The organism is Chakrabartyella piscis, assembly GCA_030067835.1.
GTDB classification, from domain to species: Bacteria; Bacillota; Clostridia; order Lachnospirales; family Anaerotignaceae; genus Chakrabartyella; species Chakrabartyella piscis.
In genome coordinates, this window is sequence record CP092441.1 from 2,356,675 (window position 1) to 2,371,597 (window position 14,923).

Below are 14,923 nucleotides of genomic sequence, written 5' to 3' on the forward strand. Positions count from 1 at the left end.
CCAATAAGTTCCTAACATAATAATACATGTGCGTGTCATACTAATCTTGCAACACAAATTTATATGAATTTAAGGAGGAAATACAAATGAGTGAATCTAGTAAATCCAGCAATAAAGTGAACGTACCACAAGCGAAAGCAGCAATGGAACAATTCAAATATGAAGTGGCAAATGAAATTGGTGTACCTTTGAAAAAAGGATATAATGGTGACTTGACATCTGCACAAAACGGATATGTAGGTGGATATATGGTCAAAAAAATGATTGAAGCACAAGAAAAAATGATGGCTGAAAAAACACAAGGCTAATCAAGAGTAATTCTGGCAAACTATGGGCACTAATCCCATAGTATAAGGAAAAGAGGGTGTGAAATTTCGGTTTCAGACTCTCTTTTTTTGTGGAGATGGACGGGTGTTTGTATGGTAAGCCAATGGAATGTCATTCCAAATGGAGTGAGGAATCTTTTCTGGATAGTAAAACGGCAGGAGCAAGCCCCCACCCTACAAAACATCGGTTTTCACACAATTTAAAATTGGTTTTTCTTGTTTCTTTGCATACTTTACTGCTGTATATGCTCCACCATGGTTGCGTGTGATATAGCAGATAATAGCATCACTGGATTCTACCATTAGACGATTGCGTTTTGTGATGGCGAAACGTTTTGGTGCAAATTCCAAACCATCGAAATACACCGTATCATCATACCAATTGGATTTGTCTATAGGGTCCTTTTTCGTAGGTAAATATGCCAATGCAAGCAGCAGTTGGATATGTGGGTATTTATTTCGAATTGGAATCATTAAATTGGTTACTTTTCTGTCAAAATCACCATATCCGCCTACATAAAATGCAGTGATACCAAGGGTGTTGATTGCGTATTCTATGTACTCAAGTAGTTTGTCTTCTATTGTATCGGATACTTCTCTGTGTCCAAAAAAGGAACAGGTTTTCATAAAATCACCTCTCATAACTCTTTTGAGGTGAATTTATCATATTATTTCCAATTGGTCAACTCAAATGAGGTAAGTTTTTAACCTCAAAATGGTTAACCTTATAGTAAATCATTTATCAGGAGGTACTTATGACAGTTGGAGAAGCAGTAAAACAACGACTATTGAGATTATGCGAAGGTCGTGGCATTACCATAAATAAACTAGCAACGATGAGCGGTGTTACGCAATCCACACTCAATAATATAGTGAGTGGAAGAAATAATAGCACTACCATATCTACCATTAAAAAATTATGTGATGGCTTGGATATTACAATTATAGATTTTTTTGATGATGATTTATTTCGAACATTGGAACAAGAATTGCAATAAAAAAGAGAATAGGCATGATACCACTCTCTTCATAAAAACCATTTTAGCGAATGCTTGCCAAGAAGGACAACAATCTACGTTCATCTTCTCTATCTCTTGCAAACAATTCCAATTCTTCACCTTGTTCACTCAACAATCTACCCAATGCTATATATTGAGACAATGTGCTCTTCAAGTTGAAAACATCTCCTTGAGGGGATTGCAACAATACATCTGCATTACATTCTCTAATTACTTCTCTAAATTTTTCTACGTCTTCGATATTTCTCAATTTCATTCTTTCTCAATCTCCTTTTACATATAATACCAATTGTTTTCTATTCTTAAGATGATAGACGACCCTTCTGGGGGTTCGCTTCATCCTTCGACCAATAACATATACATACCTCATATCTGATACACCTATAGTATAGCACAATAATTTTTGAATACACTTTCAACTCTATTACGATTTCTTACACAATGCCAACTATTTCCATTACAAATTTCTTACAGAGCCTAATTTTTATGTAATATGGAAATCTACATACCTCCATTGCAACTTCCACGTCTATAATGCAATACGCATACACCAATTTCCATCTGTATTGAACTACGTCCATCTAAAATTCCAAATATATACATTTTTAATATATTTTTTACAAACAAGACAAAACCTTTACTTTTCTTACAAATTAGCCTAGATTTTATTATTCTTTATGTTATAATAAAAAGACACTTTGAGCAGAGTTTATACATCGAATTGCCTTGCATAACAATTAGCTCAAAAATACATCATAATTAAAGGAGGGCTTCAAATGTTAGATTGTTTTAAAAAAGATTGTGTATGGTGTTTTCTCGGTGGTGCTGTAGCAGGTATTTTGGGTGCTAAAGTTGCCAAAAGTAAAAAAACTAGAACAGCTGTTGTCAAAACTGTAGCAAAAGGTTTGATGGCAAAAGATACTGTAGAAGCAACTGTTGCTGATTTGCGTGAAGATGTAGAAGATTTGTACGAAAGCGCAAAAGATGAAGCAAAAAAAGCAAAAGCATGTGATTGTGAATGTGATTGTGAAGAAATTGAAGAAGTAGAAGAAGCATAAGAAGGTGAGCATATGAATTTCAAAATTGTATGCGATGAGCTAAATCGCCTCAGGTTGCGATTTGGTAAATATGCCTTCTCCAAAGAACAAGGCTATTCTATTACAAATTTACTGATGGAAATTGAAGGAATTACCATGGCACAAACCAACACCGCCAATGGTAGTGTTCTATTTGCATATGAAAGTGCTGCTTCCAAAACAGAAGCCCTTAAGCTATTATCTGGCTTGAACTTATTGGAATTGGAAGATGGTGTTGCATCTGACGAAGTCAAAAGAGCTGAAATCGAAACCGCATTCAGACAAAAATTGTCTAAAATGTGTTTGAAACAAGCCATTACCAAAACTGCATTTTCCTTCATTTTACCTGGCTCCTTCCATGCAGGATATGTAGGCATCAAATCCATTCCATACTTGCGTAGTGGTATGAGATGCATGAGAAAGGGACGTATTTCTGTTGAGGTTTTGGATGCAACTGCAATTGGTTCTTCCTTGTGTACAGGACAACATGACACATCTTCATCCATTATGTTCTTACTTTCTCTATCTGAGCTTCTTTTGGAATATTCCAACGCTCGTGCAAAGAATGCTTTGGCTGGAAGTCTTGCCATCAACATCGACAAAGTTTGGTTGGTTCGAGATGGTGAAGAAATTCAAATTCCTACAAAAGATTTGTGTATTGGTGATGTGATTCGTGTGAGAACTGGCAGTATGATTCCTGTAGATGGAACCATTGTAGATGGTGATGCACTCATCAATGAAGCTATGATGACAGGTGAGCCTTTATCTGTTCATAAAAACGAAGGTAGCACTGTATTTGCAGGAACTGTCATTGAAGAAGGTGACATTACCCTTTCTGTACGTGAACTTTCCAACAGTTCCAGAATCTCCAAAATCATTCAAATGATTGATACTGGTGAAGAAAACAAAGCTGCAATCCAAGGCAATGCTGAAAAACTTGCAGATCGTATTGTTCCTGTCAGCTTTGGTTTGTTCTTTGCAACTTTGGCATTCACAGGCAATTTCACAAGAGCATTGTCTGTTTTGATGGTTGATTTCTCATGTGCAATCAAATTGACTACACCACTTGTGATCATCACCGCTTTGCGTGAAGCAACACAAAATCAAGTATTGGTCAAAGGTGGTAAATACTTAGAATTGCTTTCCAAAGTGGACACTGTTGTCTTTGACAAAACTGGAACCCTCACAAAAGCTGTACCAAAGATTTCCAAGGTGATTTCTGTAAGTGATGCATATACAGAAGATACTATCTTAACCATTGCTGCTTGTTTGGAAGAACATTTCCCTCATAGCGTTGCTTCTGCTATTGTGGCTCATGCAGTAGAAAAAGACTTGGTGCATCCAGAAAACCACGAAAAAGTGGAATACATCGTGGCACATGGAATTGCAAGTTCTTACCAAGGTCATCGAGCAGTTATCGGTAGCAAGCATTTTGTTTTCGAAGATGAAAATATTCCTTTGGATGAAGCTACAAATACATATTTGACAGATGCCATCGGAAGCGATAGTGCTGTTTATTTGGCAATTGACAACGAGTTGGTTGGTGTTGTTTGTATCAACGATCCACCAAGGGATGATGCCAAAGAAACCATTGAGGCACTCCGCAAAGAAGGTATCCAAGAAATCATTATGATTACAGGTGATGGCGAAGCTGTTGCAAAACATATTTGCGATGAATTGGGCATTGACCGTTATTTTGCTTCTGTCTTGCCAGATGGAAAATCCAGTCTTGTCCAATCTTTGAAAGAAGAAGGCAAAACCATTTTGATGGTTGGTGATGGTATCAACGATGCACCTGCTTTGAGTATGGCACATGTTTCTGCAACATTGAAAGGCTCTTCTGATATTGCAAGAGAAGTTTCCGACATTGCAATTCATAACGAAAGCTTACTACAACTGGTTTATGCTAGAAAGTTTTCCACAGCTTTGATGAACAAGATTTCCAATAATTATAATTTTATTGTTGGATTCAATTCCATGTTGATCCTTTTGGGTATGGGTGGTGTCATTTCCAGCAGCACCTCTGCATGGTTACACAACGTTTCAACTTTGAGTTTGGCTGGTCTTTCTACAAGACCTACATTGAAAAGTGAGGAAGTGATTGAACATGAAACAACATAAATTCTGGTCATATCTTGCTGTTTTTGCAATGATTATGTGCATTTACACAGGTAAAAAACACAAATAATTCGATACAAAAAGGGGTGGTTCCTATACAATGAGAATCCACCCTTTTTATCTGCCAATATATTTATTTTTCTTCCAAAAAGCCATCAATTTGATCCAAATATTCCTGTGTCAAAGCCATACTGCCCTTTTGGATGGTTGCAAATACACCTGTATATTCCTGTTTCATTTCTGCAACCACACTGTTTGCAAATTCCACAAACACTTCTGATTCCAGATACTCTTGATATGCATATCCTTGTAGTGGCAAATGATAGTCCAAAGTCAGGATTTTCTTCTTTTGCAAATCTACAAGCACTTTACCCATATCTCGAATTTCTTCTATGGTTTGCTCTGTTTCTTCTATATATACTGGTGAATAGGCAACGAGTTTGAACATGGGATCTGTGGTGTCTTGGACAACAAATTGCACCACTGGCAAATAGCAATGGATTTCCAGCTGTTTCACCAACTCCTGTGCTGCACTGCTCAATTCCTTGGTATCTGCTTTTTGATTGTGTGTACCACAACCGCCACATAAGCCATATGCTTTTTGTTGGCATTTACACTGATTGGTACAACCATGTGTTGCCACTTCTTTTTTCTGCAATTCCATTTGGTTTCCTACTTTCTATTGTTCCATTATTTGTGTTGGGCATCACCAACCCTTTCATGCTATCTGTTTCTTGCATTTTTGTCAATATCTCTTTTTTCTCATTGCTCCAATTCTCTTATGAGATTCACCATTTCAATGGCACCACAAGCCACATCATAGCCTTTGTTTCCTGCTTTTGTACCAGCTCTTTCCACTGCTTGTTCAATGTTTTCTGTGGTCAAAACGCCAAACATCACAGGAATTTCACTATGCATAGATACCATTGCAATTCCCTTTGCCACTTCATTGCACACATAATCGTAATGGGTTGTGCTCCCTCTGATGACAGCACCCAAGCAAATGACAGCATCGTATTTCTTGCTATTTGCCATTTTTTGTGCAATCAGTGGAATTTCAAATGCACCAGGTACCCAAGCAATTTGGATATCTTCTTCCATAACTTCGTGACGTTTCAATGCATCCACTGCACCACCCAACAATTTAGAAGTGATGAATTCATTGAACCTTGCCACCACAATGCCCACTTTGATGTTCTTTGCAACCACATTTCCTTCATAAGTTTTCATATGCATTCTCCTTTATTTGATGTCCAAATAGTGCCCCATTTTCTCTTGTTTCGTTTTTTGATATTGTTGGTCATATGCACCACATTCGATTTGAATTGGCACTCGTTTTGTAATCTCCAAACCAAAGTCCTCCAACTGATACACCTTATCTGGATTGTTTGTCATCAAATGGATGGATTTCACGCCCAAGTCCCTCAAAATTTGACAGCCTATGTAATATTCTCTTTCATCTTCACCAAATCCCAAAGCAATATTTGCTTCCACGGTATCCAACCCTTGTTGTTGCAATTCATATGCTTTGAGTTTATTGAGCAGTCCAATACCCCTACCCTCTTGACGCATATACAACAAAATGCCTCTACCTTCCTTTGCAATGGCAGCCATTGCTGCTTCCAATTGGTTGCCACAATCACACTTTGCAGAATGGAATACATCACCGGTCAAACACTCAGAATGCACACGAATGAGCACATCTTTGCCATCACCAATATCACCCTTTACCAATGCAACATGGTGTTCACCATTTAGGATATTTTCATAGCCAAAAGCTGTGAATGTACCAAATTCCGTTGGTAAATTTGGCTTTGCCACAAGTTTGATGAGTCTATCTTGTTTTTTGCGATACTCCTGTAACTCTTTGATGGTGATGAATTTCATATTGTATTTTTGTGCCAAGCCTATCAAATCTGGCGTTTTCATCATGGTGCCATCTTCTGCCATAATTTCGCAACACAAACCTGTTGGTTGCAATCCAGCCAAACGCATCAAATCCACCGTTGCTTCTGTGTGTCCATTTCGTTCCAAAACACCATTTTTCTTTGCCACAATGGGAAACATATGTCCTGGTCTTCTGAAATCTTCTGGCTTTGCGTCCACATCCAATATCTTCATGGCTGTCATACTTCTTTCTGTGGCAGAAATGCCTGTTGTGGTTTGCACATGGTCTATGGATACGGTGAATGCAGTTTCGTGGTTGTCTGTATTTTGGTTGACCATTTGTGTGAATTGCAATGTTTCTGCAAGCTCTTGGTTCACTGGCATACAGATGAGACCTTTGCCATGTGTTGCCATAAAGTTGATGTTCCCTGTGGTTGCAAACTCTGTGGCACAAATGAAATCCCCTTCGTTTTCACGATTCTCGTCATCTGTCACCAAAATGATTTTACCTTCTTGCAAGTCCTTCAGTGCTTCTGGAATTGTGTTATATGCAAACATTTTGACCTCCTAAAATCCGTTTTCCATGAGAAATTCTTTTGTCATGTTCTTTGATGTTGTCATAAATTTTTCAATGTATTTGCCTACCATATCGTTCTCCAAATTGACAACACTGCCTATCTTTTTATTTTGCAATGTGGTTTGTTCCAAAGTATGTGGAATCACCGATACTAAAAAGTTGTCACGTTCCACCTTTGCCACAGTCAAGCTAATGCCATCTATGGTGATGGAACCTTTTTCGATGATATAATGCATAATTTTGTTGGTTGTTTGAATCTTATACCAATAAGCAATGTCGTCTTTTGTGATGGAAATGATTTTGCCAACACCATCAATGTGACCAGAAACCATATGACCACCAAAACGACCATTTGCAGCCATTGCACGTTCCAAATTGACAAAACCACCTTGTTTCAAATCTTGCAAACTAGACCTAGAAAGGGTTTCTTGCATCACATCTGCTGAAAACACATTGCCTGTTATGGATGTCACCGTCAAGCAAACACCATTTGTGGCAACACTATCTCCAATATGCAAATCCGAAAAAATCTTCTTTGCTTCTATACACAATTTCACTGATTTTGCACCTTTTTTGATGGATTTGACAATGCCCATTTCTTCAATGATGCCTGTGAACATATTGCACCTCACTTTCTATCATAAAGTCCTCGTCAAAGTGAATGGTTTTGCTATTTACCAACTGAATTTGATTTGAAACAGCCTGAAATCCATCCCCCATAACAGGCGTTTTTGCTGTGGTACCGCCAAAGATTTTTGGTGCAATGTAACACTGGATTTTATGAACCATTTCACTTTCCAGTGCTGAGAAATTTAAGCTTGCACCACCTTCTAGGAGTATGCTATCCATTCCTTTTCTACCCAGTATTTCCATCAACTCCTTTAAATTGACTTTTCCATTTTCACTGGAAGTCTCCACAATTTCTACACCTCTATCTATGTATTGTTTGTGTAAATTGGTATCTTTGTTTGTGGTGGCTATGATGGTTTTGACTTCTTTTGTGTCTATTACCTGACTGGTCAGTGGCGTTCGCAAATGACTATCGCAAATGATACGAATTGGATTTCTACCACCTTTTATTCTACAAGTCAAGTTTGGATTGTCTGCCAAAATGGTGCCTACACCAACCATAATCCCCGTGTATTGGTTTCGTGTTTTGTGGACATTTTCTCTGGATTTCTCGTTGGTAATCCACTTGCTATCACTTGTAATCGTTGTAATTTTACCATCCATAGTCATTGCGTATTTCATCAAAACAAATGGTGTTTTGTGTTGGATGTAGTGGAAGAAAATTTCGTTCAGTGCTTTGCATTCTTTCTCTAGCACACCAACCACAACTTCGATTCCTGCTTTTTGCAAGATGGCAACACCTTTACCAGCCACCTTTTCATTTGCATCCAAACAACCAATGACCACCTTTTGGATACCACTTTCTATGATTGCCTCTGTACACGGTGGTGTTTTCCCATAATGACAACAAGGTTCCAATGTGACATACAGTGTGCTGCCATTTGGTGATGTGTTGCAATTTTGTAGTGCATTTCGTTCTGCATGAAGTCCACCATATTGCTCATGAAAACCCATACCAATGATATTGCTTTCTTTTACAACAACAGCACCCACCAATGGATTTGGATTGACTTTTCCTATGCCATCTTTTGCAAGCTCTATTGCCATTGCCATATATTCTTCTGCTTTCATAACCCCTCCTAAATAAAAAAATTGCCTTGAACACACAAATTCAAGGCAAGAAAAAGGACGCAAAAAATAAGCTCTCTACAAACAAAAAACCCCAAACCAAAATGATTTAGGGGCATCAGCAAATAGACACACGTATCCTGTGCATATATTGTATCTTCTCTCATCCAGACTATACTGTCGGCTTTGGAATTTCACCAAATCATGCGTCGCAAAAAGCTCTGCTCGTGGGCTATACCACCGGTAGGGAATTGCACCCTGCCCCGAAGATGTTATTCAATTGGTTGTATTATATCCAAAACAAGTATCCTTGTCAACGACAAATTTGTTGTTTGGTGATTGTCCAAATGGGATTTCCCACCAAAACCCTTGTATTTCCAGTGTTTCAGCCCACTTACATTTTTTTACTTTTTTTGAATTACACATCCATAACTTATGGGCTTTTGAGGTATACTAGGGGCTTCCTCTTGGATACACTAGACTCAATTTGGAGGCTATGATTCCAATGTTTGGGGTTGTTATGGATGTGCATTCAAAAATAGTTTGTTACAGTACATACACTTACGTCAACCATGTACTTAGAGTTGTATAAGGCGATTCTCAATTACAATTCACACCTATATTACATATGGTACAATAAAAACGAAAACTACGCACCCATATTTCAAAAAAATAAAAAAAAGATGTAACAACAATTGCTGCTACACCTTTATTTCTATCAAATCAACTCATTCTGCCACTTTGCAAATGGTAATTTTTATCTGCAACACCAATGGTAGATGTTTTGTGGGATACCAATAAAATGGTTTTTTCTTTTTTTGCTACATACAAAGATTTTAAAATCATACCTTCATTGAGACTATCCAAATTGGCTGTCGGTTCATCCAACAAAATGAAATCTCCATCTTGTAAAAATGCTCTCGCCAAGCCAATTCTTTGGCGTTCTCCACCAGACAAACTTTCACCCAATTCAGAAGTTTTGGTGTCATAACCATCTGGAAGTGTTGCAATAAAGTCATGTATGGCTGCTTTTTTTGCTGCTGCAATCATTTCTGTTTCTGTTGCATCTTGTTTTGCCAACAAAATATTTTCTCTGATGGTGCCTTGGAAGAAGTCTGTTTCTTGTGTCATATACCCTTCCATGGTACGCAAATGTTTCGTTGGAATTTCATTGATATTTTCATTTGAAATGGAAACTGTACCACCATCTGCACTCCAAAAGCGCATAAACAACTTCAACAAAGTGGATTTTCCTGAACCACTAGCCCCTGTCAAAGAAATCAATTGACCCTTTTCTAGTTCCATAGACACATCTGATAAAATTGCTTCTACTCCATAGGAAAAATCAATATTTTCTGCTTTTGCACCTGTGAAAATGGGTGTTTTACCTTCCAAAACGTCTTCTGTTTCTGGTGTTTCTTCCAACAGATTCAAAACTCGTTCTCCTGATGCTATGGTAGAAGTCAATGTTGTAGACAAATTGGACAATGCAATGACAGGTCCAAAAGATGCAGTCAACATTAGGGTTGTGCGTAATGTGGTTGCAAAGTCTGATTGCAAATACAAATGCAAAGCCACCATACCTAGGCTCAAAGCACTGACAAAAAAGCCTGATAAGCCAAAGTTTAGACCTTCTTGGACTTTGATTTTCTCTTGTAATGCATTGATTTCTTCCGTTTTTTCTGCAATTTCTGATTGTCTATTTGCCACTGCTCCAAATTGCAATGTTTCATGCAAACCACGCAAAGATTCCAAGAAAAAACCATTCAAATTGCCAAGTTTTGTACGTACACCTAAGCCATCTTGGTTGTCCTTTTGCCACAAACCAACAGGCAGTGCATAACCAATGATAGCATAGGCAATCAAAGCATAGACACCCAAGAAAATATGGAATTGACCAATGCCCAGTACCATACCCAAAGACACCAAAATGGCAATGCAAACAGGTGCAATGGTATGTGCATAGAACACTTCCAACAATTCAATGTCACTGGTGATGAGTGCAATCAAATCGCCACGATTTCTTGTTTCCAATTTGGCTGGTGCCAGTTTACGCAACACCCCAAAGATTTGATCTCGAATACGTGCCAACAACTTAAATGCAATGTAGTGTCCACAAGTTTGTTCCACATATCGAAAAGCACCTCGAAGCACTGCACAGATCAATAGCATCATGCAAATATTGGAAAAGGTAAACTGGGAATTGCCCAGAACCACAAGCAACAATTCACCACCCAAAACAGTTATGGCAATGGCACTGAAGAAGCCAATGACACCAAAGAAAATACACAAAATCATAATGTGTGCCAAGGGTTTCACCAGACCAACAAGCCCCACCATTACCTTCAAACCACTGCGTCCCATAGCACACCTCCTTCTTTGCCAACATTCTCCAATTCCTCTTGGGTTGCAAATAAATTTGCATAGCCCTTCTTGGTACAAATCAATTCCAAATGCTTTCCATACTCCACAATTGAACCATTTTCCATGTAGAAAATTGCATCTGATTGGATTACATTTTGCAAACGATGTGTAATTTGGATCACTGTATGTTTGCCTTTGAGTCCTAAGATGGCTTCCATAATTTTGTCTTCACTGTCTGCATCAATATTGCTGGTTGCTTCATCGAAAATGTAAATGGAGCTATTTTTCAATAGTGCTCGTGCAATTGCAAGACGTTGTTTTTGACCACCAGAAAGATTGGAACCACGTTCTGTAATTTGCATGTGCAAACCACCATTTTCTTCCACAAATCCAAGAAGTTGCACCATTTCCAAAGCAGATTTCAACTCCACTTCTGTTGCATTTGGTTTTGCCATAAGCAAGTTTTCTGCCAAAGTACCTGCAAAGATATAGCTACCCAAAGACACCACTGTTACAAAATCTTCTATGTTTCCAATGGTTTCTATCCCCATATTGCCAATGGTGATTTTTCCTTTGTTGTGGTGGATGATGCCACTTAAAATCTTTGCAATTGTGGATTTTCCAGAACCACTTTCTCCTACAATGGAGATGAAGCTACCCTTTGGAATTTCCATATTCACATCAAACAACACCTGTTTGTCACCATAGCAAAAGTCTAGGTGTTTCACAGAAATATTGCCATCTTTTTGTAAGATTCCTTCTTTGGTTTGATCCTCTGTATCAAAGAATCGAAACATACGCTCACTGGCTGCAACCCCATTCATTGCGATATGGAAAAAGCTCCCCAAAGTACGCATAGATAAGAAGAATTCTGCTGCCAAAAGCACCATAAACACCGCTTCTTTCATGGTGATGGTACCTTCTTTGAACGCCAAAGCACAGAAAATCATACCAATTGCGGTGCCACCATAGGCAACCACATCCATCACTGTGACAGAATTGAGTTGCATGGTCAAAACCTTCATGGTCACTTTACGAAATGCTTCTGCTTCTGCATTCATTTCTTGGTGTTTTCTTTCATCTGCTGCGTAGATTTTCAATGTGGTTAAGCCTTGTAAGTTTTCCAAAAATCGGTCACTGAGCCCCATATACTGACCCCAATATTTCCCAAGCAATTTCTTTGCAAATTTTTGCACTGCCACAATGGAAATGGGTATGAGTGGTACACAAATAAAGAGTGCCACCGCTGTTTTCACAGACAATGTGACATAGATACAAAACAACGTAATGGGTGCCAAAAATGCATACACAAATTGTGGAATGTAGTTTGCAAAATAGATTTCCATTTGTTCCACACCTTCTGTTGCCAATTGGGTCAATTCTGAAGTTTGGAATTTTTCTGTATACCCACCCTTTACTTGACATAGTTTGGTGTAGATTTTATTTCTTAGGGTTGTTTTCACAAGTGATGCTATTTTATGTGAACTGACGCTACCTTGTTTGGTCAATACAAAACGCACCAACAAACAGGGAATTGCCAAGAGAAACCACAATGGTTCCACTGGCATTTCTGCATACAAATCCCCTAAGATTGCTGCCAAACAGACATAAAATCCAACGCCACAAAGAAGTGCAAACCATTGCAATCCTATTTTTTGCAAGATAAAACCCTTTGTTTCAGGCACTTCTTGCAACAAACGCTTGTTGATCATTGTGACACCTCATCTTCCTTTGTTTGTATCACAAACGCAAAAATCAAAGCATGCAACACCCAAACTGCCAACATTACCATCAAACCAATTTTTACGTTGCGCATACAGATTGCAGATACCACAAACAAGCCTGAAATGCAACCCATGACACGTTTTTTGGCTGCTATGGTCATACCTTCTTTGTTCACCAATGACTCCAAATTGTCTTTATACATCTTTGTTCCTTTGAACCAATCGTCTATTCTTTTGGAACCTTTGCCAAAACAAACAGCTGTCAAAAACAAAAATGGTGTTGCTGGAATCATAGGCAATGCCACGCCAATTCCACCCAGTGCCAAAAAGAAGAAGCCTATTCCAATCCAAACATATTTCATATTATTCCTCCTTTATACTGCCAACACGCATTGTTTTCCTTCGTGTGTGAATACAGGCAAATCAATGCCATATAAGTTCTTGATATTTTCTTCTGAAATAACCGTTTCTGGTTGTCCTTGGAACAAGATATCCCCTTTTTTGATGCCAATGATTTGATCTGAATAGGCAACTGCTTGGTTGATATCATGAAGTACCATCAAAATGGTGATGCCTTCATCTTTATTGAGTTTTTGTACCAAACGCATGATTTCCACTTGGTATTTCACATCCAAAAAGGTTGTCGGTTCATCCAAAAAGAGATAATTTGTGTTTTGTGCCAACGCCATTGCAATGAAAGCACGTTGTCTTTGACCTCCAGAAAGTGTGCCAATTGCTCTATCTTTCAGCTCTGTCAAATCTGTCAATGCCAATGCTTTGTCTACATATTTTTGATTTTCTGCATCCAAAGATGTTTTCAAAATAGATGCATAGGGAAGTCTACCATAGTCCACCAATTGCTCCACTGTCAAATCATTTGGTGCATTGTTTTTTTGATGTACCATAGCCACTTTCTTTGCAAATTCTTTCAAAGATATGTTTTTGATGTTTTCTTCATTCAATAAGATTTCACCTGATTGTTGTTTCAAATTTTTGGATAAAATATGCAAAAGCGTACTCTTTCCTGAACCATTGGCACCTAAAATAGTCGTTACTTTGCCTGTTTCTATGGTTGCATTGATGTTTTGCAAAACCTCTAGCTTACCATAAGCAAAATCCAAATTTTTAATATTAAGCATGTGTATCACCTCTTCTCAAAAGCAAAATGAAGAATGGACCACCCAGCACACTCATAATGATGGCTGCTGAAATTTCATTTGGTGCTGCAATGATTCTGCCAATGGTATCTGCCAAAAGCAATAAGAAACCACCCAACAACGCAGAAAATGGAACCAAAATTCTATGGTCACTACCCATCAACTTTCTTGCTATGTGTGGTGCAATCAGTGCCAAGAATCCAATGATTCCAACCACTGCTGTGATACCAGAAACCAAGATGACTGCCACAATGGAAATGCCAAAACGCAACAAATCCACATTGATGCCCAAGCTTCTAACGGTTTTATCCTCCAAAGCAAGAATGTTACAAGCTGGTGCAAATACAATGGCACCCACAATGCCAATGATGGAATAAATGGTCAATACCTTCACATCATTCCACACCAATTGAGACAACCCACCTACCACTACAGTGACACCTGTTCTGTTTGCCATTTGTCCTACAATTTCGGTCAAACCAACCAAAACAGCAGAAACCACAATCCCCACCAAGATGATTCTAAGGGGGTCTAAGCTACCCTTCCACGCCAAAGAATAGATGAGCAAGAAGGTTGCAAATCCACCGACAAATGCAAAGATGGGTGTTGCAAAGTACATCATTGGAAATACAGCTGAAACCAATGTGCTTGTGAAGGCTGCACCACCAGAAATCCCTATGATACCTGGGTCTGCCAATGGATTTTTGAGAATTGCTTGGAACAACAACCCACTCAAAGAAAGAGATACACCACCCAAAAGTGCCACAATGATTCTAGGGAAACGCAAATTGTAAATAACCGTTACCTTCTTGTCATATGCAACAAACAAACCATCAAACAATTCTTTGTATGTCACTTCGATACTGCCTAATTTCATGGCTGTAAATGTCAAAATGACAATAAGGAGTGTCATAATCAGACACCCCAATACGCCTATTCCTAATTTTTTACAACCGATTGTTTTCTTACCATTCATA

The 14,923-nt window shown here is 38.4% G+C and carries 16 protein-coding genes and 1 riboswitch; of the genes, 4 read left to right on the top strand and 12 right to left on the bottom strand.

Annotated features, from left to right (window positions below):
• Positions 1 to 86 precede the first annotated feature (86 nt).
• Positions 87 to 308 (top strand): alpha/beta-type small acid-soluble spore protein, encoded by a 222-nt coding sequence (locus MJY40_RS10560; RefSeq protein WP_317854209.1) that lies wholly within the window; start codon positions 87 to 89, stop codon positions 306 to 308.
• Between the two features lie 192 nt (positions 309 to 500).
• Here MJY40_RS10560 and MJY40_RS10565 read toward each other — a convergent pair whose 3' ends face one another.
• Positions 501 to 953, bottom strand: coding sequence for a hypothetical protein (locus tag MJY40_RS10565; RefSeq protein WP_317854210.1), 453 nt, complete (start codon positions 951 to 953; stop codon positions 501 to 503).
• Between the two features lie 128 nt (positions 954 to 1,081).
• On the opposite strand from MJY40_RS10565, the gene MJY40_RS10570 reads away from it, so the two are divergent.
• Positions 1,082 to 1,324, top strand: coding sequence for a helix-turn-helix domain-containing protein (locus MJY40_RS10570; RefSeq protein ID WP_317854211.1), 243 nt, complete (start codon positions 1,082 to 1,084; stop codon positions 1,322 to 1,324).
• Positions 1,325 to 1,367: 43 nt separating this feature from the next.
• Here the strand turns inward: MJY40_RS10570 and MJY40_RS10575 are convergent, their stop codons facing one another.
• The gene (locus MJY40_RS10575) at positions 1,368 to 1,601 is read right to left on the bottom strand and encodes a polya polymerase (protein WP_317854212.1); all 234 of its coding nucleotides are present in this window, start codon (positions 1,599 to 1,601) and stop codon (positions 1,368 to 1,370) included.
• Between the two features lie 520 nt (positions 1,602 to 2,121).
• Here MJY40_RS10575 and MJY40_RS10580 point away from each other — a divergent pair.
• Together MJY40_RS10580 and MJY40_RS10585 are read left to right on the top strand one after the other, a co-directional pair.
• Positions 2,122 to 2,403 (top strand): DUF6110 family protein, encoded by a 282-nt coding sequence (locus MJY40_RS10580; RefSeq protein WP_317854213.1) that lies wholly within the window; start codon positions 2,122 to 2,124, stop codon positions 2,401 to 2,403.
• A 12-nt stretch (positions 2,404 to 2,415) separates the two neighbouring features.
• Complete coding sequence (locus MJY40_RS10585; RefSeq protein ID WP_317854214.1) at positions 2,416 to 4,542, top strand: heavy metal translocating P-type ATPase; 2,127 nt, start codon at positions 2,416 to 2,418, stop codon at positions 4,540 to 4,542.
• 130 nt (positions 4,543 to 4,672) lie between these two features.
• On the opposite strand, the gene MJY40_RS10590 is transcribed toward MJY40_RS10585, so the two are convergent.
• The 10 genes from MJY40_RS10590 to MJY40_RS10635 form a co-directional block, all read right to left on the bottom strand.
• Complete coding sequence (locus MJY40_RS10590; protein WP_317854215.1) at positions 4,673 to 5,203, bottom strand: hypothetical protein; 531 nt, start codon at positions 5,201 to 5,203, stop codon at positions 4,673 to 4,675.
• A 98-nt stretch (positions 5,204 to 5,301) separates the two neighbouring features.
• On the bottom strand, positions 5,302 to 5,769 hold the full coding sequence (ribH, locus tag MJY40_RS10595; RefSeq protein ID WP_317854216.1) for a 6,7-dimethyl-8-ribityllumazine synthase: 468 nt from the start codon (positions 5,767 to 5,769) through the stop codon (positions 5,302 to 5,304).
• A gap of 12 nt (positions 5,770 to 5,781) precedes the next feature.
• Complete coding sequence (locus MJY40_RS10600) at positions 5,782 to 6,984, bottom strand: bifunctional 3,4-dihydroxy-2-butanone-4-phosphate synthase/GTP cyclohydrolase II (protein WP_317854217.1); 1,203 nt, start codon at positions 6,982 to 6,984, stop codon at positions 5,782 to 5,784.
• Between the two features lie 9 nt (positions 6,985 to 6,993).
• Positions 6,994 to 7,623 (bottom strand): riboflavin synthase, encoded by a 630-nt coding sequence (gene ribE, locus MJY40_RS10605; protein WP_317854218.1) that lies wholly within the window; start codon positions 7,621 to 7,623, stop codon positions 6,994 to 6,996.
• Positions 7,604 to 8,704: a bifunctional diaminohydroxyphosphoribosylaminopyrimidine deaminase/5-amino-6-(5-phosphoribosylamino)uracil reductase RibD gene (gene ribD / locus MJY40_RS10610; protein WP_317854219.1), complete on the bottom strand. Its 1,101-nt coding sequence runs from the start codon at positions 8,702 to 8,704 to the stop codon at positions 7,604 to 7,606. Before ribD ends, ribE begins: the two co-directional genes overlap by 20 nt.
• Positions 8,705 to 8,852: 148 nt before the next feature.
• Positions 8,853 to 8,976, bottom strand: a riboswitch (FMN riboswitch).
• A 448-nt stretch (positions 8,977 to 9,424) separates the two neighbouring features.
• On the bottom strand, positions 9,425 to 11,065 hold the full coding sequence (locus MJY40_RS10615) for an amino acid ABC transporter ATP-binding/permease protein (RefSeq protein WP_317854220.1): 1,641 nt from the start codon (positions 11,063 to 11,065) through the stop codon (positions 9,425 to 9,427).
• The gene (locus tag MJY40_RS10620) at positions 11,047 to 12,777 is read right to left on the bottom strand and encodes an ABC transporter ATP-binding protein/permease (protein ID WP_317854221.1); all 1,731 of its coding nucleotides are present in this window, start codon (positions 12,775 to 12,777) and stop codon (positions 11,047 to 11,049) included. Before MJY40_RS10620 ends, MJY40_RS10615 begins: the two co-directional genes overlap by 19 nt.
• Positions 12,774 to 13,151 carry a YbaN family protein gene (locus MJY40_RS10625; protein ID WP_317854222.1) on the bottom strand — a complete coding sequence of 126 codons (378 nt, stop codon included), beginning with the start codon at positions 13,149 to 13,151 and terminating at the stop codon, positions 12,774 to 12,776. The genes MJY40_RS10620 and MJY40_RS10625 overlap by 4 nt, the downstream gene beginning before the upstream one ends.
• 12 nt (positions 13,152 to 13,163) lie before the next feature.
• Positions 13,164 to 13,928, bottom strand: a complete 765-nt coding sequence (locus MJY40_RS10630) for an ABC transporter ATP-binding protein (RefSeq protein WP_317854223.1) — start codon at positions 13,926 to 13,928, stop codon at positions 13,164 to 13,166.
• Positions 13,921 to 14,922: a FecCD family ABC transporter permease gene (locus tag MJY40_RS10635; RefSeq protein ID WP_317854224.1), complete on the bottom strand. Its 1,002-nt coding sequence runs from the start codon at positions 14,920 to 14,922 to the stop codon at positions 13,921 to 13,923. Before MJY40_RS10635 ends, MJY40_RS10630 begins: the two co-directional genes overlap by 8 nt.
• Position 14,923 lies beyond the last annotated feature (1 nt).

What these genes read in the sequence shown, in the direction of transcription:
- MJY40_RS10625 (WP_317854222.1), bottom strand. Translation starts at nt 13,151, where the DNA reads ATGAAATATGTTTGGATTGGAATAGGCTTCTTCTTTTTGGCACTGGGT.
- MJY40_RS10620 (WP_317854221.1), bottom strand. Translation starts at nt 12,777, where the DNA reads ATGATCAACAAGCGTTTGTTGCAAGAAGTGCCTGAAACAAAGGGTTTT.
- MJY40_RS10600 (WP_317854217.1), bottom strand. Translation starts at nt 6,984, where the DNA reads ATGTTTGCATATAACACAATTCCAGAAGCACTGAAGGACTTGCAAGAA.
- MJY40_RS10635 (WP_317854224.1), bottom strand. Translation starts at nt 14,922, where the DNA reads ATGAATGGTAAGAAAACAATCGGTTGTAAAAAATTAGGAATAGGCGTA.
- ribE (WP_317854218.1), bottom strand. Translation starts at nt 7,623, where the DNA reads ATGTTCACAGGCATCATTGAAGAAATGGGCATTGTCAAATCCATCAAA.
- MJY40_RS10570 (WP_317854211.1), top strand. Translation starts at nt 1,082, where the DNA reads ATGACAGTTGGAGAAGCAGTAAAACAACGACTATTGAGATTATGCGAA.
- MJY40_RS10630 (WP_317854223.1), bottom strand. Translation starts at nt 13,928, where the DNA reads ATGCTTAATATTAAAAATTTGGATTTTGCTTATGGTAAGCTAGAGGTT.
- MJY40_RS10615 (WP_317854220.1), bottom strand. Translation starts at nt 11,065, where the DNA reads ATGGGACGCAGTGGTTTGAAGGTAATGGTGGGGCTTGTTGGTCTGGTG.
- MJY40_RS10580 (WP_317854213.1), top strand. Translation starts at nt 2,122, where the DNA reads ATGTTAGATTGTTTTAAAAAAGATTGTGTATGGTGTTTTCTCGGTGGT.
- MJY40_RS10590 (WP_317854215.1), bottom strand. Translation starts at nt 5,203, where the DNA reads ATGGAATTGCAGAAAAAAGAAGTGGCAACACATGGTTGTACCAATCAG.
- MJY40_RS10560 (WP_317854209.1), top strand. Translation starts at nt 87, where the DNA reads ATGAGTGAATCTAGTAAATCCAGCAATAAAGTGAACGTACCACAAGCG.
- MJY40_RS10575 (WP_317854212.1), bottom strand. Translation starts at nt 1,601, where the DNA reads ATGAAATTGAGAAATATCGAAGACGTAGAAAAATTTAGAGAAGTAATT.
- ribH (WP_317854216.1), bottom strand. Translation starts at nt 5,769, where the DNA reads ATGAAAACTTATGAAGGAAATGTGGTTGCAAAGAACATCAAAGTGGGC.
- ribD (WP_317854219.1), bottom strand. Translation starts at nt 8,704, where the DNA reads ATGAAAGCAGAAGAATATATGGCAATGGCAATAGAGCTTGCAAAAGAT.
- MJY40_RS10565 (WP_317854210.1), bottom strand. Translation starts at nt 953, where the DNA reads ATGAAAACCTGTTCCTTTTTTGGACACAGAGAAGTATCCGATACAATA.
- MJY40_RS10585 (WP_317854214.1), top strand. Translation starts at nt 2,416, where the DNA reads ATGAATTTCAAAATTGTATGCGATGAGCTAAATCGCCTCAGGTTGCGA.